Source organism: Propioniciclava coleopterorum (assembly GCF_011393335.1).
Classification (GTDB): domain Bacteria; phylum Actinomycetota; class Actinomycetes; order Propionibacteriales; family Propionibacteriaceae; genus Propioniciclava; species Propioniciclava coleopterorum.
The window spans coordinates 3,067,000-3,083,643 of record NZ_CP049865.1; the positions used below are offsets into that span (position 1 = coordinate 3,067,000).

12 protein-coding genes and 3 pseudogenes are annotated in these 16,644 nt (G+C 73.5%); 9 read left to right on the forward strand and 6 right to left on the reverse strand.

Features of this window, described 5'->3' with window-relative positions; translation table 11 throughout:
* Nucleotides 1-54: 54 nt before the first annotated feature.
* Nucleotides 55-513, reverse strand: coding sequence for an Rv3235 family protein (locus tag G7070_RS14560; RefSeq protein ID WP_166234333.1), 459 nt, complete (start codon nt 511-513; stop codon nt 55-57).
* A gap of 82 nt (nt 514-595) precedes the next feature.
* Here G7070_RS14560 and G7070_RS14565 point away from each other — a divergent pair, with 82 nt between their 5' ends.
* From G7070_RS14565 to pruA, 3 genes are all read left to right on the forward strand, one after another.
* Complete coding sequence (locus tag G7070_RS14565) at nt 596-1,060, forward strand: DUF6912 family protein (RefSeq protein ID WP_166234334.1); 465 nt, start codon at nt 596-598, stop codon at nt 1,058-1,060.
* An 81-nt stretch (nt 1,061-1,141) separates the two neighbouring features.
* A complete protein-coding gene (locus tag G7070_RS14570) occupies nt 1,142-1,945 on the forward strand; it encodes a non-homologous end joining protein Ku (protein ID WP_166234335.1) in 804 nt (267 codons plus the stop codon).
* Nucleotides 1,946-2,034: 89 nt separating this feature from the next.
* On the forward strand, nt 2,035-3,663 hold the full coding sequence (gene pruA, locus G7070_RS14575) for an L-glutamate gamma-semialdehyde dehydrogenase (protein WP_166234336.1): 1,629 nt from the start codon (nt 2,035-2,037) through the stop codon (nt 3,661-3,663).
* A 3-nt stretch (nt 3,664-3,666) separates the two neighbouring features.
* On the opposite strand, the gene G7070_RS14580 is transcribed toward pruA, so the two are convergent.
* Entirely contained in the window at nt 3,667-4,143 is a 477-nt protein-coding gene (locus G7070_RS14580) for a DUF2505 domain-containing protein (RefSeq protein WP_166234337.1), read from the reverse strand.
* 250 nt (nt 4,144-4,393) lie between these two features.
* Between G7070_RS14580 and G7070_RS19670 the strand changes: the two are divergent.
* The 3 genes and pseudogenes from G7070_RS19670 to G7070_RS14595 all read left to right on the forward strand — a co-directional run.
* Nucleotides 4,394-5,698 (forward strand): annotated as a pseudogene (locus G7070_RS19670) (NAD-glutamate dehydrogenase); the annotation flags it as partial.
* Nucleotides 5,699-5,703: 5 nt separating this feature from the next.
* A pseudogene (locus G7070_RS14585) lies at nt 5,704-9,018 on the forward strand (NAD-glutamate dehydrogenase domain-containing protein); the annotation flags it as partial.
* Between the two features lie 28 nt (nt 9,019-9,046).
* A complete protein-coding gene (locus G7070_RS14595) occupies nt 9,047-9,877 on the forward strand; it encodes a PHP domain-containing protein (protein ID WP_166234340.1) in 831 nt (276 codons plus the stop codon).
* A 3-nt stretch (nt 9,878-9,880) separates the two neighbouring features.
* Here G7070_RS14595 and G7070_RS18960 read toward each other — a convergent pair whose 3' ends face one another.
* A complete protein-coding gene (locus G7070_RS18960; protein ID WP_246227139.1) occupies nt 9,881-10,480 on the reverse strand; it encodes an excalibur calcium-binding domain-containing protein in 600 nt (199 codons plus the stop codon).
* Between the two features lie 463 nt (nt 10,481-10,943).
* On the opposite strand from G7070_RS18960, the gene trpS reads away from it, so the two are divergent.
* Genes trpS through G7070_RS14615 form a run of 3 tightly spaced genes read left to right on the forward strand, consistent with a single transcriptional unit; the run spans nt 10,944 to nt 13,497 of the window.
* Nucleotides 10,944-12,071 carry a tryptophan--tRNA ligase gene (gene trpS, locus G7070_RS14605; protein ID WP_166234341.1) on the forward strand — a complete coding sequence of 376 codons (1,128 nt, stop codon included), beginning with the start codon at nt 10,944-10,946 and terminating at the stop codon, nt 12,069-12,071.
* Nucleotides 12,071-12,964, forward strand: coding sequence for a hypothetical protein (locus G7070_RS14610; protein ID WP_166234342.1), 894 nt, complete (start codon nt 12,071-12,073; stop codon nt 12,962-12,964). The genes trpS and G7070_RS14610 overlap by 1 nt, the downstream gene beginning before the upstream one ends.
* Nucleotides 12,961-13,497 carry a DinB family protein gene (locus G7070_RS14615; protein WP_166234343.1) on the forward strand — a complete coding sequence of 179 codons (537 nt, stop codon included), beginning with the start codon at nt 12,961-12,963 and terminating at the stop codon, nt 13,495-13,497. The genes G7070_RS14610 and G7070_RS14615 overlap by 4 nt, the downstream gene beginning before the upstream one ends.
* An 83-nt stretch (nt 13,498-13,580) precedes the next feature.
* Here the strand turns inward: G7070_RS14615 and G7070_RS14620 are convergent.
* The 3 genes and pseudogenes from G7070_RS14620 to ligD all read right to left on the reverse strand — a co-directional run.
* Nucleotides 13,581-15,109 (reverse strand): annotated as a pseudogene (locus G7070_RS14620) (DEAD/DEAH box helicase); the annotation flags it as partial.
* A gap of 119 nt (nt 15,110-15,228) precedes the next feature.
* A complete protein-coding gene (locus G7070_RS14625; protein WP_166234344.1) occupies nt 15,229-15,459 on the reverse strand; it encodes a DUF3107 domain-containing protein in 231 nt (76 codons plus the stop codon).
* Between the two features lie 140 nt (nt 15,460-15,599).
* Nucleotides 15,600-16,520, reverse strand: a complete 921-nt coding sequence (gene ligD / locus G7070_RS14630; RefSeq protein WP_166234345.1) for a non-homologous end-joining DNA ligase — start codon at nt 16,518-16,520, stop codon at nt 15,600-15,602.
* Between the last annotated feature and the right edge of the window lie 124 nt (nt 16,521-16,644).

A 16,644-nucleotide genomic window follows, 5' to 3' on the forward strand; every position in this document is an offset into this window, starting at 1 on the left:
CCTTCGCGCGCCCGGCGTCCGACGTCGGGTCGCGCGGGGGCCCCGCGTCCGGCCTCAGCGGCGCGGCCGGCTGTCGCCGGGCAGCGCGGCCTCGACGGCGACGGCGACCCAGGCGCCCCGGCGGCGCTCCAGTCGGACCGCCACGGCGCAGCATCCCCGCGGCGTCCACAGCAGGGCGTTGGCCTCCACGGCTCCCGGCCGGCACTCCTGCAGCCGGGGGCGCCCCGCGCGCAGCGGCCCCTCGGGCCTGCCCCGGATCAGATCCGCGACGAGCGCGGCGGCGCGCGGCGCCAGCAGGGGACGCACTTGGGCGAGCGGGCGGCGTCCGTCCAGCACCTCGGCCAGCACCCGGTAGAAGGCCGCCGCTGCGCGCTCGGACGCCGGGTCGCGGCCGGGCGGCCCGTCGGGGCCGAGGATGGCCGCCGGCAGCGGCAGCGCCGGGTGCCACGGTGGCCGGTCGGGGGCGGTGAGCCGGACGAGCGGCGGGCGGGTGCGGGTCGGCGACGCGGTCATGGGTCGAGTCTGGGCGGACGCCCCCGGCGCCCGCCAGCGATGCGGCGCCACCCTGTGGACGAACGCGTGCGATGCTGGACCCATGCTTGTGTTCGTGCCCGTCCATCCCTCGGCCCTGGCCGAGTGGGCCACCACCGGCGTCCACGACGTGGAGGGGTTCGCCGCGACACCCTCGTTCCTCGACGCCTTCGACCTGGTCACCGGCGAGTCCGAGGACGCCGACCTCACGCTGCTCGAGGTCGCCGGGATCGAGGGTCTGCTCGCGAACGGCGTCCGCCTGGTGGCGGTGGGGGAGATCGACGCCGAGGGCGTGGAACCCGCCGACTTCGGCGCGGTCTCGGCGCCGCAGGTGCCCTGGTCGCGCGTCGAGAGCCTGTTCGCCGACGACGAGGTGGGCGCGGGGCGGGCGTCGCGCCTGCGGGCGGTGCTGGACGGGGCGCTGCTGCCCGAGGCGTGGGACGCCGAGGAGACCACCGACCTGCTCCGCACGACCGAACTGCTGTGGCACGGGCCCACCGAGTGGGAGGGCCTGGCCGCCCGGGCCTGATGCGCTAACACCGTTACCCGACACGCCCGGGTGCCGGGCGCGGGGGTGTGCGCGCTTGCCCGTCCCTGCCAGACTGGGGCCATGCCTAGGAGTACGTGGAAGGGCGCCGTCTCGTTCGGCCTGGTCACCATCCCGGTCAAGCTGTATTCGGCCACCGAAGAGAAGGACGTCTCGTTCCGACAGGTCCACCCCGCCGACGGCGGCCGGATCAAGTACAAGCGCGTCTGCGAGGTGTGCGGCGAGGAGATCCCCTACGGCGAGATCGCCAAGGGTTACGAGACCGCGGACGGCCGCATGGTGATCCTCGAGGCCTCCGACTTCAACGACCTGCCGCTGCCCACCGCCAAGCAGGTCGAGATCGTGCAGTTCGTCGACGTCGACGAGATCGACCCGGCGGCCTACAACAAGGCCTACTTCCTGGAAGCGGACGGCCCGGGCGCCAAGCCCTACGTGCTGCTCCGGGAGGCCCTCAAGCGCTCGGGCAAGTCGGCGCTGGTGAAGGTGGCGCTGCGGTCCCGGGAGTCGCTGGCGCTGATCCGCGCCGAGGACGACCTGCTGATGCTGCAGACGCTGCTGTGGCCCGACGAACTGCGCGACGGGGCTTTCGCCGCCCCGCCCGACGACGTGACGGCGACGCCGGCCGAGGTCGACATGGCGAGCATGTTCATCGACCAGTTGAGCGCCCCCTACGACCCCACCCAGTTCACCGACTCCTACCGCGAGGCGCTTGAGGCCGTCGTGGCGGCCAAGCTCGGCGAGGCGCCGGCGCCGGAGGCGGCCCCCGAGGAGGAGGGCACCGGCGACGTGGTCGACCTGGTGGCGGCACTGAAGGCGTCCGTCGAGGCGGCCAAGAAGCGTCGCGAGGCGGCCGCCAAGGCCGGCTGACGGCGTCCGGGACGCGCCTGGACGAGAGGATCTTTCGTGGCGGGACCGACGGGGTCGAACTCGTCGTGTCCGCCGCCTAAGCTGCCTTCATGGATGCCGTGACGCATGTTCCCTCGCCCGTCAACGAGCCCGTGCTGGGCTATGCGCCCGGCTCGCACGAACGCGCGGAACTCGAGGCCATGCTCGCGGGCATGGCCGAGCAGGATCCGGTCGAGCTGACGGCCTGGATCGGCGGCGAGCGGCGTCCCGGTGGGGGCGAGGCCATCGAGGTCACCATGCCGTCGGATCACTCCGTGGTGCTGGGCGTGCTGCACGCCGCCACCGAGCAGGACGCCCGGGACGCCATCGACGCCGCGCTGGCCGCGCAGCCGGGCTGGGCCGCGATGAGCTTCGACGACCGGGCCGCCATCATGCTCAAGGCCGCCGACCTGATCGCCGGGCCGCGCCGCGCCACCATGAACGCCGCCACGATGCTGGGCCAGGGCAAGACGGCCCAGCAGGCGGAGATCGACTCCGCCTGCGAGCTCGCGGACTTCCTGCGGTTCAACGTCGCGTTCGCCCGCGAGATCCTGGCCGACCAGCCGATCAGCTCGGCGGGGGTCTGGAACCGGATGGAGTACCGCCCGCTGGAGGGCTTCGTCTACGCGATCACCCCGTTCAACTTCACCGCGATCGCGGGCAACCTGCCCACGTCGGCGGCCCTCATGGGCAACACCGTGGTGTGGAAGCCCGCCGTCACCCAGACGCTCGCCTCGCACCACTTCGTGGAGATCCTGCGCGAGGCCGGGCTGCCCGACGGCGTCATCAACATGCTGCCGGGGCACGGCGCCGTCGTCTCCGACGTGGTCCTGGCCGACCCGCACCTGGCCGGCATCCACTTCACCGGCTCCACCCGCGTCTTCCAGTCGCTGTGGCGGGAGGTCGGCACCAACATCGACCGCTATCACAGCTACCCGCGCCTGGTGGGGGAGACCGGCGGCAAGGACTTCGTGCTCGCGCACCCGTCGGCCGACCCGGCCGCCCTGGTGACCGCGCTGGTCCGCGGCGCCTTCGAGTACTCCGGGCAGAAGTGCTCGGCGGCCTCCCGCGCGTTCATCCCCGCGTCGGTGTGGGAGGTCATCGCCGACGACCTGGCCGCGCAGACCGACGCGCTGGCGGTCGGCGACGTCCGCGACCTGAGCAACTTCACCTCGGCGGTGATCGACAAGCGGGCGTTCGACAAGCTCGCCGCCGTCATCGACACCTGCCACGCCGACCCGACGCTGGAGGTGATCGCCGGCGGCACCTACGACGACTCGGTGGGCTGGTTCATCCGGCCGACGGTCGTGGTCGGCACCGACCCGACCCACGAGGTGTTCTCCACGGAGTACTTCGGCCCGATCCTGTCGGTGCACGTCTACCCCGACGACGACTTCGAGGGCGCGATGGACCTGGTCGACGCGGGCTCGCCCTACGCCCTGACCGGGGCGATCTTCGCCTCCGACCGGGACGCCGTGGCGCGCGCCGCGGAGCGGCTGCGGTTCACCGCGGGCAACTTCTACATCAACGACAAGCCCACGGGCGCGGTCGTGGGGCAGCAGCCCTTCGGCGGCGCGCGGGCGTCCGGCACCAACGACAAGGCGGGGTCCCGCTGGAACATGATCCGCTGGGCCAGCCCGCGGGCCATCAAGGAGACCCTCGTCCCGCCGACGTCGACCGACTACCCGCACATGGGCTGAGGCTCAGCCCTCGCGCCGCAGCCAGGCGCGCCCGACGCGTCCCTGGGCCTCGAAGGCCTCCAGGATCGTCGGCGCCGCCTGGGCCTCGATGCGGGAGCCGAGCAGCGGCACCTTGACCGTGAGGTCGCCGTCGTAGGTGATCTCGCTGCCGGACGCCGTCGGCGCGAGCAGGGCGCTGCCCACCAGCGTGACCGGCGCGCCGGGCACCGTGATGGTCACCGTGCCGCTGCGCCGGCCGTCTTGCTGCGGCTCGGCCCAGGTCGTCTCCTGCACGATCCGCAGGGTCGGGCCGATGAAGGCCCGGATCTCGGACGGGGACGGAACCGAGGCCTCCACCGCGGTGCGGGCGGAGGTGGCCGCCACCCGGGCGTCCACCGAGCCGAGCTCGGCCGCGGCGTGCGCGAGGAAGTCCTCGTCGGTCACCATCGCGTGGACGCGGGCGGGGTCGGCGGGGAACTCCTGGCGGCTGATGAGATGCATGGGTTCTGATCTACCGTGGATCGCCCCGCCCCACAAGCCCGACGGGGCGTCGCGCGCGGGCCGCCCGGGGCGGACGCAGGGCAGCGTCCGTGACGGGCCCGCCCCGTTGCGGGTTACGATGGCGGCAAAGATCACACACGCAAAGGGGCGGATCTTTCATGGGGCCTGACGCGATGACTTCGCAGATCCCGGCCGAAACGGCCGCAATCTTCCCGGGGACGGCGCGGCGCGGCGCTTCGCCGCGGCGTATCTGGGGGTCGACGAACCCTCCGACGGGCCGCAGGACGACGCGCGGCGGCTGGCCGGGCACGTGCGGCTGGGGCGCCGGCGGGCCCCCGGCACCGACCTGATCGACGTGATCGCCCCCGACGGCGAGGGGACCGAGCGCGGCGCCGTCACGGTGCAGGTCGTCACCGACGACCGCCCGTTCCTGGTCGACACCGCCACGACGCGCCTGGTGGAGGAGGGCTGGACGGTGCGCCACGTCTGGCACCCGATCCTGCAGGTGGCGCGCGACGCCGACGGCGCGCTGCTCGGCATCGAGGACGACGGCGCCGCCGAGTCCTGGCTCAGCGTCGAGGCCTACCCGCCGCTCGGCACCTCCGCGGCGGACCGGCTGCCCGCGCTGCTGGACGCCTTGCGGGCCGGGCTGGCCGCGTCCCGCGTCGTGGAGGACGACTCGGACGCCCTGCGCACCGCCGCGCTCCGGGTCGCCGCCCACCTGCACGCCGACGGGGTCCCCGCGGACGTCCAGGGCCGGCCCGACGAGGTCGCCGAACTGCTCACCTGGCTCACCGAGGGGCACTTCGAGTTCTTCGGCTACCGGCACTACCGCGCCGACGGCGACACGTTCGTCCCTGACCAGGGCTCCGGGCTGGGCCTGCTGCGGGACGCCGATGGCGAGGAGTTCCACGCGCGTCTCCCCGGCGTCGACGACCACGCACTGCTCGTCGTGACCCGCGACGACCGGCGGTCCCCGCTGCACCGCTCGGGCTTCCTGGACTACGTCGGCATCCGCGAGTTCGACGCGTCGGGGGCCATCACCGGCGAGCACCGCTTCCTCGGGCTGCGGACCCCCAGCGCGCTCACCGAGCCGCTGGCGGGCATCCCCGTGCTGGGCCACAAGGCGCAGCGGATCCGCGACCTGCTGGCCTACGACCCCGAGGGGCACTCGGGCCAGGTCATCGAGCAGACCCTGACCACCTTCCCGCGGGAGCTGCTGTTCGAGGGCGACACGGCGTCGCTGGCCCAGGACGTGGGGCAGATCGCCGGCGTCCAGGAGCGGCGCACGACCCGACTGTTCCTGCGCCGCGGCCCCTACACGCGGTTCTGGACCGCCCTGGTCTACCTGCCGCGCGACCGCTACCGCACCGCGGTGCGCGAGCGGATCGAGGCGCTCCTGCTCGACCGGCTGCACGGCAGCTCGCTGGAGTTCCAGGCGGCGGTGACCGAGTCGCCCATGGCGCGGCTCATGTTCGTGGTCAAGGTCGCACCGGACGCCCGGGGTGCCGAGGTCGACCCGGCCGCCGTCCAGGAGGAGGTCATCGCGGCGACGCGGGTCTGGGAGGACGACTTCAACGACGCCGCCGCCCAGCTGCCCGCCCAGGCGCGCGGGGTGACGTTCGGGGACGCCTACAGCGAGGCGCACACCGCGCGGCAGGCCGTGCTGGACCTCCTGCTGGCCAACCAGCTCGAGGGCCCCGACGACCTGCGCTTCGCGATCTACCGGCCCGACACCGACGACGACGTGGCCGACCTCCGCTTCAAGGTGATCACCCGGGAGCGGATGTCGCTGTCGCAGGTGATGCCCCACCTCGACGCCCTGGGCATCAGCGTCATCGACGAGCGGCCGTTCCACTGGGACCTGCGCGGCGAATCGGTCTCGCTGTTCGACTTCGGGTTCATGCTGCCCGCGGGGCAGACCATGGAGGACTGGACGCTGGAAGCGCGGGGCCGGTTCGCCGACGCGTTCGCCGCGTCCTACCAGGGCCGCGCGCACGCCGGGAAGCTCAACCGACTCGTCATGACCGCCGGGCTGACCTGGGTCGAGGTCACGTGGCTGCGGGCCATGTCGCGCTACCTGCGGCAGGCGGGGATCCCGTTCAGCCAGCCCTACGTCGCGGCCGCGCTCAACGCGAACCCCCGGATCGCCGCCGCGCTGGTGGACGCCTTCCGCATCCGGTTCGACCCGGAGCGCCCCGGCGATCCGGCGTCCCGCGAGGCGGCCTTCGAGGAGCGGATCGCCGGCATCGAGCACGACCTGGACGCCGTCGAGAGCCTGGACCAGGACCGGATCCTGCGGATGTTCGTCGCCGTCCTGCGCGCCACCGACCGCACCAACGCGTTCGCGAACGACCAGGAGGCCCTGGCGCTCAAGATCGCGCCGACCGAGCTGACCCTGCTGCCCGAACCCCGGCCCGCGCACGAGATCTTCGTGTACAGCCCGCGCGTCGAGGGCGTCCACCTGCGGTTCGGCGACGTCGCGCGCGGCGGCCTGCGCTGGTCGGACCGCCCCGAGGACTTCCGCACCGAGGTGCTCGGGCTGGTCAAGGCCCAGATGGTCAAGAACACCGTGATCGTCCCGGTCGGCGCCAAGGGCGGGTTCGTCCCCCAGCGGCTGCCCGACCCGCGCGTCGACCGCGGCGGCTGGCTCGCCGAGGGGCAGGCGAGCTACCGCGTCTTCATCACCACGCTGCTCAGCGTCACCGACAACCTGGTCGACGGGGAGGTGGTCCCGGCCGACGGCGTGGTCCGGCACGACGGCGACGACACCTACCTCGTCGTGGCCGCCGACAAGGGCACGGCCTCCTTCTCCGACCTGGCCAACGGCATCGCGCTGGACCGCGGCTTCTGGCTGGGCGACGCGTTCGCCTCGGGTGGCTCGGTCGGCTACGACCACAAGGGCATGGGCATCACCGCCCGCGGCGCGTGGGAGTCGGTCAAGCGGCACTTCTACGAGCTGGGCATCGACTGCCAGGCCGAGGAGTTCACCTGCGTGGGGATCGGCGACATGGCCGGGGACGTCTTCGGCAACGGGATGCTGCTGTCGGACCACACCCGCCTGGTGGCGGCGTTCAACCACCAGCACATCTTCCTCGACCCGAACCCGGACGCCGCGGCGTCCTGGGCCGAGCGCAAGCGGCTGTTCGACCTGCCGCGCAGCACGTGGGCCGACTACGACCCGGCGCTGATCTCGGCCGGCGGCGGGGTGTTCGAGCGGTCCGCGAAGTCGGTCCCGGTCAGCCCCGAGGCCGCCGCCGCGCTCGGCCTCGACCCGGCGGTGACGGCGCTCACGCCGGTCGAGCTGATCCGCGCCGTGCTGGCCGCGCCGGTCGACCTGCTGTGGAACGGCGGCATCGGCACCTATGTCAAGGCGGCCGGCGAGACGAACGCCGACGTCGGCGACAAGGCCAACGACGCCCTGCGCATCGACGGCGGCCAGGTGCGCGCCCGGGTCGCGGGGAGGGCGGCAACCTCGGCTGGACCCAGCTCGGACGCATCGAGTACGCCGAGGCCGGGGGCCGGATCAACACCGACTTCATCGACAACTCCGCCGGGGTGGACACCTCCGACCACGAGGTCAACATCAAGATCCTGCTGCAGCCCGCCGTGGCGGAGGGACGCCTCGGGGCGTCCGAGCGCGTCGAACTGCTGGAGTCGATGACCGACGAGGTCGCGCGCCTGGTGCTGGCCCACAACATCGACCAGAACCTCGCCCTGTCGGTCGAGGCTGCGCAGAAGCCGTCCATGGCGGCCGCCTACGAGACCTGGATGCAGCACCTGGAGTCAGCCGCCGGCCTGGACCGCGACCTGGAGGGGCTGCCGAGCCGCGAGGAGATGGTCGAGCGGATCCACGACGGCACGCCGCTGACCCGCCCCGAACTGGCCTCGCTGCTGGCGTGGACGAAGATCCACCTCGAACGGCTCGTCGTCGCCTCGCCGCTGCCCGACGACCCGTACCTCGCCAACCGGCTCACCGACTACTTCCCCTCCCAGCTGCGCGAGACATACGCCCACGACATGGCGCGGCACCCGCTGCGCCGGGAGATCGTCGCGACGGTGACCGTCAACCGGTTCGTGAACTCGCAGGGCATCAGCGCGTTCAGCCGCTTGTCGGGGGAGACCGCCTCCGACATCACCGAGGTGGTGAAGGCGCAGCTCGCGGCCCGCACCATCTTCTCGGTGGCGACCTTCGAGCGGCAGTTGCCGCGGCTCGGCCTGCCCGCGCCCGCGGAGCTGAAGGTGCGGGTGGCGCTGCAGCAGATGATCGAGCGCGGGACGCGCTGGCTGCTCCACAACCGGCGCGGCGACCTGGACATCCGCGCGGAGGAGGCGGCCTTCACCGGCGGCGTCCGGGAGGTGCTCGACACCTTCACCGAGCACGCGACGCCGCGGCAGCGCGCCGTCATGGCCGAGCAGGTGGCCGAGCTGGAGGCGTCCGGCGTGCCGGCCGAGATCGCGGAGGCGACCTCGCGCGCCCTGTGGGCGCACCAGTCGCTCCCGATCGTCGACCTGTCGCGGACGTTGGAGCGCCCCCTGGAGCTCGTGTCGTCGGTGTACTTCGCCATCTCGGGCGAGCTGGGGCTGGACGTGGTCTTCGACCGGGTCAACGAGCTCGACCGGTCCACGCGCTGGGACACCATGGCGCGGGCGGCGCTGCGCGACGACCTGCAGACGCTGCAGACCGAGCTGACGCGGGCGGCCCTGCAGGCCGCGCCCGAGGCGTCCGACGCGGCGACGGTGGTGACGGCGTGGCGCGACGCGGTCGGCGGGGTGGACCGCGAGGCGGCGCAGTTGGCGGAGATCACCGACGGCGAGGCCACGCTGGCCCGGATGTCGGTGGCGCTGCGCACGATCCGCACCCTGCTCGTCTGACGGCGCGCCGGTGGGCCAGACTGCTGCCATGCGGATCGACCTCCACACCCACAGCGCCGTCTCCGACGGCACCGACGCGCCCGCGGTGCTGATCGCGAACGCGGCTCAGGCACGGCTGGGCGCGGTGGCCCTCACCGACCACGACACCTTCGACGGGCTGGCCGAGGCGGTGGACGCCGGCGTCCGGCTCGGCGTCGAGGTGCTGGGCGGCCTGGAGTTCTCGACCCGGCTGGCGGGACGCTCGGTCCACCTGCTGGGCTACGGCCCCGACCCGGACGATGCGGCCCTGAACGCCGAACTGGCGCGGGTCCGCGACGGCCGCGACGGCCGGGTGCCCGCGATGGTCGCGCGCCTGGCCGAACTGGGGTTCCCGCTCGAGATCGACGAGGTGCTCGCCCAGGCGGGCGGCGCCTCGGTGGGGCGTCCCCACGTGGCGGACGCGCTGATCGCGCGGGGCTACGTCCGCGATCGGGACGAGGCCTTCACGCACTGGCTGTACGACGGCGGACCGGCCTACGTGGACCGCTACGCCACGCCGCTGGTGGAGGCGATCGCGCTGGTCAAGGAAGCGGGCGGGGTCGCCGTCGTCGCGCACCCGTGGAGCCGGGGCGCCGCGGCGGTCCTCACGCCCGATGTGCTGGCGGAGCTCGCGGCGGCCGGGCTGGACGGCATCGAGGTCGACCACCCCGACCACGGGCCTGACGAGCGGGCGCGGCTCGCCGAACTGGCGCGGCGGCTGGGCCTGCTCGCCACCGGCAGCAGCGACCATCACGGCACCGGCAAGACGCGCAACCCCCTGGGCGCCTGCACGACCGACCCCGACGTGTACGCCGAGATCAGGCGGCGGGTCCGCGGCTGAGCCTCACTCGCAGGCGACGCCGTCGTTGTCGCGATCCAGGTGCGGGGCGTACCCCGGCTGGCCCTTCCGCAGCGGCGCCTCGCCCGCCGCGCGGACGGCGTCGCAGTTCTTGTAGTACGAGGCGCCGCCCGCCGCCTTGGTCGTCTTCGGCGCCGTCGTCGCCCGGGGCGCGGTCGTCCGGGCGGCCGGCTGCGTGCTGGCCGCCGCCGCCCGAGTGCTGGTGGCCGGCAGCGGGGCGAACTGCGCGATGGTGGGCTGCGCGGTCGTGGGCTCGGGCGTGGCCTCCAGGGCGGACGCCGCGGGGTCGGGGGTCGGCTCGGGCTCGGGCGTCGGCTCCGGCGTGGGCTCCGGCGTGGGCGTGACGGTCACGGTTTCGGTCACCGTGACGGTGACGGTGGGGGCCGGGGCCGCCGCGGGCACCGCCGTGGGCTCGGGGGTCGGCAGCATCAGGCCGCCGGTGACGAACGCGACGAGTGAGCCGCCGAGGACGGCCGCGCCCGCCTTGCGGCTGCGGATGCCGGCCCAGCGGATCCGGCCCGTGGCGACGCCGAGGAGGCCGACGACGAACGCCGCCAGCGACAGCAGGATGATGAAGACGCCCATGGCGGACACTTTCCCGAGGTGGTGGGGCCGCCAGGCGAGGCGGCGCGCGACCGCACGGACGCGGATCGCCATCGGGCACGCTAGACGTCCGCGCGGGCCCGCGCGGCCGGGAGCGCGCGCTGTCGCTCCCGCGGGGGACACGCGGGAGCGAGTCCCTCCGGCGCCGCCCCGCCACACCAATCGCGTCGTGGTCGAGGGGCGCCGCGCATCGCATTATGGCCGAGGGGCGTCGCGCACCGGTCATCACGCACCCGGCATCGCGCACGCGCCACCGCGCACCGGCCGCCACGCGTCCGCACCGGGCAGGCCACGCGGCCGAGAGGGCCCGCGACGGGGGTAGGATGCTGGGCATGAAGCGAGCGGGGTGGTGGCGGCCGTAACGACGGCCCTGCATTCCATCCCGAAACGGCCGTCCCGCGGGCGGCCGTTCTGCTTGTTCGCGGGACTTCACACGAGGAGAACCATGTCCGAGGACATCGCCCCCACCGCCGTCGACGAGGCCGGTGACGCGCTCGCCACGTCCACGTCGGAGGCGAGCCTGCACCGCTCGGAGGAGCGCAGCCGGGCCATCGAGGAGCAGATCGCGAAGGACGCCTCCGGCTTCCGGATGCTGACCGGCGACCGACCGACCGGCCACCTGCACATCGGCCACTACTTCGGGTCGCTGATGAACCGCGTCCGCCTGCAGGACGCCGGCGTCGACACCTACGTGCTGATCGCCGACTACCAGGTGATCGCCGACCGCGACGGCACGGGGCCGATCGCCGAACGCGTCACGTCGCTGCTCACCGACTACCTCTCGATCGGCATCGACCCGGGCAAGACCACGATCTTCACCCACTCCGCGATCCCCGCGCTGAACCAGCTCATGCTGCCGTTCCTGTCGCTGGTCAGCGATTCCGAGCTGTACCGCAACCCCACGGTGAAGGCCGAGCACGAGGCCACCGGCGGGCGCCCGATGTCCGGGCTGCTGCTGACCTACCCGGTGCACCAGGCCGCCGACATCCTGTTCTGCAAGGCCAACCTCGTGCCGGTCGGCAAGGACCAGCTGCCGCACCTGGAGCAGACGCGCGTCATCGCCCGCCGCTTCGACGAGCGCTACGGCCGCGTCGACCCGGCCGCGCCGGTGTTCCCGCAGGCCGAGGCGCTGCTGAGCTCCGGCTCCCTGATCCTGGGGCTGGACGGCACCAAGATGAGCAAGTCCAAGGGCAACACCATCGAACTGCGGATGACCGCCGACGAGACGGCCAAGCTGCTCAAGCGCGCCGTGACCGACTCGGACCGCCACATCACCTACGACCCGGTCGGCCGCCCCGAGGTCAGCAACCTGCTGACCATCGCCGGGTTGGCGTCCGGGCGCGATCCCCGCGCCATCGCCGAGGAGATCGGCGACGGCGGCGGCGGCGGCCTGAAGAAGTACCTCACCGAGGTGCTCAACGAGATGCTGGCCCCGATCCGCGCCCGCCGCCTCGAACTGGAGAAGGACCCCGGGTACCTCGACGACGTGCTCGCCGCGGGCAACGCCCGCGCCAACCAGGTCGCCGACGCGACCCTGGCCGAGGTGCGCGCCGCGATGGGGATGTCCTACTGATGCCGCAGGACGGAGGCTCCGGCTGGCTGGTGTCGCGCCGCACCGGAGGGCGCGCGGTGTGGTCCGGGCTCGGCGTCGTGGTGTTCGGCGCGGTCACGGTCGCCACGCTGATCGGCTTCGTGCGCGCGCCGCACGTCGACTCCGGCGTCCTGGTGCTGATCGCGCTGCCGTTCCTCGTGATGGCGGTCGTGCTCGCGCTGGAGGCGCTGGGCCAGGGACTGGTGCGCGTCGACGGCTCCGGCTACCGGACGCTGCTGGGCACCCGCCGCGCCTGGGGCGACGTGCTGGCCCTGGGTGTCGGGGAGGTCGACGGCCGCACGATGCCGGTGGTCGCCCTCGCGGACGCCGCGGGTGCGTTCCCGCTCACGCAGGAGAGCTTCCCGGGGTTCGCCGAGGAGGAGGCACCGCGCCTGGTCGCGGCGTTCGCCGCCCACTGCGGGCGCGGAGCCGGGTTCGGCGGCGTCACCGTGCCGCAGGGCTGGTGGGACGACGCCGAGGCCGAGGCGTCCCGGGTCGAGGCCGTCGTGACCGCGGGGTGCGGCCGCGCGCCGCAGGGGCGGGACCGGGTGGCGTTCGGCTACCCGGGCGTCCCCAGCGCGGTCCGGCTCGACTACGGGACGAACGCGGCCGGGGACCGCGTCGAGGTGCTGTGTCGGCGCAGTTCCGACCTCGCGCTCACGCGCGCCGGACGCCGCTGGCTCCGGCAGAACCGCAAGCGCTCGGCCGACCCGGCCACGCAGGTGTGCCTGCTGTTCGGGGACTACACGGTGGAGGAGATGCCCAGCCGCGGCGCCGGCTTCGACCGGATCGGCGTCGTGTCCGCCGCGGGCGGGCGGCTGCCGTTCAACGCCGAGGAGCCCGACCGGTTCGCGGGGCAGGGGACGCCGGGGTGAACCCGGCGGACGCACGCACCGATCCGCCCGCCGTCGCGGGGGAGTACGAGACCCTGACCGGCTTCCTGGACTTCCTGCGCGACACGATCGCGTGGAAGACGTCCGGCCTGGACGCCGAGGGGCTCGGCACGCCGCTGCCGCCCTCCACCATGACGCTGGGCGGAATGCTCAAGCACCTCGCGTTCGTGGAGGACTTCTGGGTGGGCATGACGATCACCGGGGACCAGCCGGCCGAGCCGTTCGCGTCCGCGCCCTGGGACGACGACCCCGACTGGGACTGGAGCAGCGCGCCCTGGGACACCCCGGAGGAACTCCGCGCGCTGTGGGAGACCACGGTCGCCCGCTCCCGGGGGCTGCTCGCCGAGGCGGTCGCGCGCAACGACGGCGACCTGCTCACGCCGGTGCGGCGCTGGAACTCCGAGGAGACCCTGTCGCTGCGGTGGATCCTCACCCACCTGATCGAGGAGTACGCCCGCCACGCCGGGCACGCCGATCTGCTGCGCGAGAACGTGGACGGCTCCCGCGGCGAGTAGCCCTCCGCCGCGCCGGGACGAAGGAGCGCCGCGCCCCCGAGGGGGACGCGGCGCTTCGTGTCGTTGAGGTGCCGTGGAGTGCTCAGGCCTCGACGGGCGCGGGGCCGGCGCGGCCTGCTGCTCGCCGGCGGGCTTGCCCCGGCCGCGTCCGCCGCGGCGACGCCGGCGGCGCTGCCCTCGGACTTCTCGCCGTCGTGGTCCCCGGAGGCCGCGGCCGCGTGGTCGGCGGGTGCCTGCTCGGGCTTGCCCTGGGCGGCGTCCCCGGCGACGACCTCGCCGTTGTGGAGCCGGCGGCGGGTGCGTTCGCGCTTGGGGCGCTCCTCGCGGGGCTTGCGCTCGCGCGCCTTGGGCTCGGGCGGCGCTCCTCGCGGAGGCGTCCCCGGGTGCCCTCGGGGATGTTCAGGTCGGCGAACAGATGCGCGCTGGTGGAGTAGGTCTCGACCGGGTCGGTGAAGTCCAGGTTGAGCGCCTTGTTGATGACCTTCCAGCGGGTGACGTCGGCCCAGTCGACCAGGGTCACCGCGACGCCGGTGTTGCCGGCGCGGCCGGTGCGACCGATCCGGTGCACGTAGGTCTTCTCGTCGTCGGGGCACTCGTAGTTGATGACGTGGGTGATGTCGGCCACGTCGATGCCGCGGGCGGCGACGTCGGTGGCGACCAGCACCTTGACCCGGTCCTCGCGGAACTTGGTCAGCGCCTTCTCGCGCATCACCTGCGACAGGTCGCCGTGGATCGAGGTGGCGGAGAACCCGCGCTCCTCCAGGTCGTCGGCCAGCCGCTGCGCGGCGCGCTTGGTGCGGGTGAAGATCATCACCTTGCCGGCGTGGTCGGCCTGCAGGATCCTGGCGACGATCTCGGGCTTGTCGAGGTCGTGGGCCTGGTACACGTACTGCGTGGTGGCCGGGACGGTCGTCTGGGCGTCGTGCGCCTCGGCGCGGATGTTCACCGGCTGGCTGAGGTGGCTGCGGGCCAGCGACATGATCGCGCTGGGCATCGTCGCGGAGAACAGCAGCGTCTGCCGCGACGCCGGGGTCTTGGCGACCAGGCGCTCCACGTCGGGCAGGAAGCCCAGGTCGAGCATCTCGTCGGCCTCGTCGAGGACCAGCACCTTGACGTGGCTCAGGTCCAGCGAGCGGCGGTTGGCCAGGTCCAGGAGGCGTCCGGGGGTGCCCACGACGACGTCGACGCCGGCGGCCAGCGCGTCCAGCTGCGGCTCGTAGCCGACGCCGCCGTACACGGTGAGGATGCGGGCCTTGCGGACCGCCGAGGCGTCCTCGAGGTCGCCGGTGATCTGCAGGGCCAGCTCGCGGGTCGGCGTCATGATGAACGCCTGCGGCTTGCCGGGGTGCGCCAGGTCGGCGTAGCCGGGGTCGGACTCGACGGTGATCCGCTCCAGCAGCGCGATGCCGAAGGCCAACGTCTTGCCGGTGCCGGTGCGCGCCTGGCCGATCATGTCGGTGCCGGACATGGCGATCGGCAGGGACATGGCCTGGATCGGGAAGGGATGGGTGATGCCCTTGCCGGCCAGCGCCTCGACGATCTCGGGACGGACGCCGAGATCGGCGAAGGTGGGCGGCTCAGGGGTCTGCGTGGGCAGAGGCGATTCGCTCAAGACGTGCCTTACTGTTCACCGGCGCGGAGCCGGGGACGGGACCCGTCACGTGCGCGACGCGCGTGGGTGCGCACAGCGACGAGGACGCACGAAGGCGTGCGTACCCGTGCAGTCTACCCCTAGTTGTTGACGGCGCCGAACCCGACGGCGCGGGTGTGCTCGCTGCCCAGCTCCACGTAGGCGATCTGCGCGGCGGGGATGATGACCTTGCGGCCCTTCTCGTCGGTCAGGGTCAGCAGGCCCTGCTCCTTCAGCGCCTCGGCGAGGGCCGCCTCGATGGCGCTCCCGGACTCGTTGGTCTCGACGATCACTTCGCGCGGCACGTCCCGCACGCCCACCTTGATCTCCATGCTCTCCCCTTCGACGCGTTCGTTCGGGCGAAACACTACCCGCGGCGACCGAGGGACCGGAGGCCGCTTCGCGATGGGCGAACGAATCCGCGCCGGCGCCGCGGTCGGGCCGCCAGGGGCACGGCGGTCCGGCCGGACGCTCAGCCGGCGGCGTCGGGGAGGGTGCCGCGTCGGCCGTCCAGCAGCGGGGCGAACAGGTCGCCGAGCTCGGCCACGCGCGCGAGCACCTGCGGGGCGGTGAAGCTCAGCGGGGCGCCCTCGGCGGCGGCCTCCACCTCGTCCCACGTGACGGGGGTCGCGACCGTGGGCTCGTCGCGGGCGCGCAGCGAGTAGGCGGTGACGGTGGTGCGTCCGGGGAGGTTCTGGTTGATGTCGATGAGGATCCTGCCCGCGCGCGCCTCCTTGGCGATGGCCGTCACGAACAGGTCGGGGTGCCGTGCGACGAGCGCGTCGGCGAGCCCGTGCACCCACTCCAGGACGCGGCCTGCGGGGGTCGGCACGAGGGGCGCGTACAGCTGCAGCCCCTTGCTGCCCGAGGTCTTGACGTGGGCCACCAGGCCCGCGTCGCCCAGTTCGCCGGCGATCAGCAGCGCCGCGGTCGCGATGAGCGGCATGGTGACGCCGGCGCCGGGATCGAGGTCGATGACCAGCTGATCGACCGGAAGCTCGGGCGACAGCGTGGTCGGCGTCCCCGGATCGTCGGTGTGCCACTGCGGGGTGTGGAGTTCCAGGGCGGCGAGGTTGGCCAGGTACACCAGCGCGGGCACGCCGTCGACGATCGGATAGAGGACGGGCCCTTCCGAGCCGTCCACCGTGTGACGCACCAGCCAGGGCGGGGCGCCCGCGGGCACGTTCTTCTCGAAGAACGAGGGTGCCTTCGTCCCGTTGGGGAACCGGATCCGGGTCACGGTGCGCCCGGCCAGGTGCGGCAGCATCACCGGCGCGATGCCGTGGTAGTACTCGATCACCTCGCCCTTGGTGAAGCCGGACGGGTAGAGCACCTTGTCGAGGTTGGACAGCTTGAGCGTCCGCCCGTCCACCTCGGTCACGACATCGGCCATGCCCCCACGGTAGCGGCGGGCCGGCTCGGCGAGGAGAGGGATGCGGCTGCAGGCGACGCTCGGCGTGTGAGGGCGTGAGGGTGGCGCTGGCCAGGGACGGGTACGGGCGGTTGTGTGCGTCCTT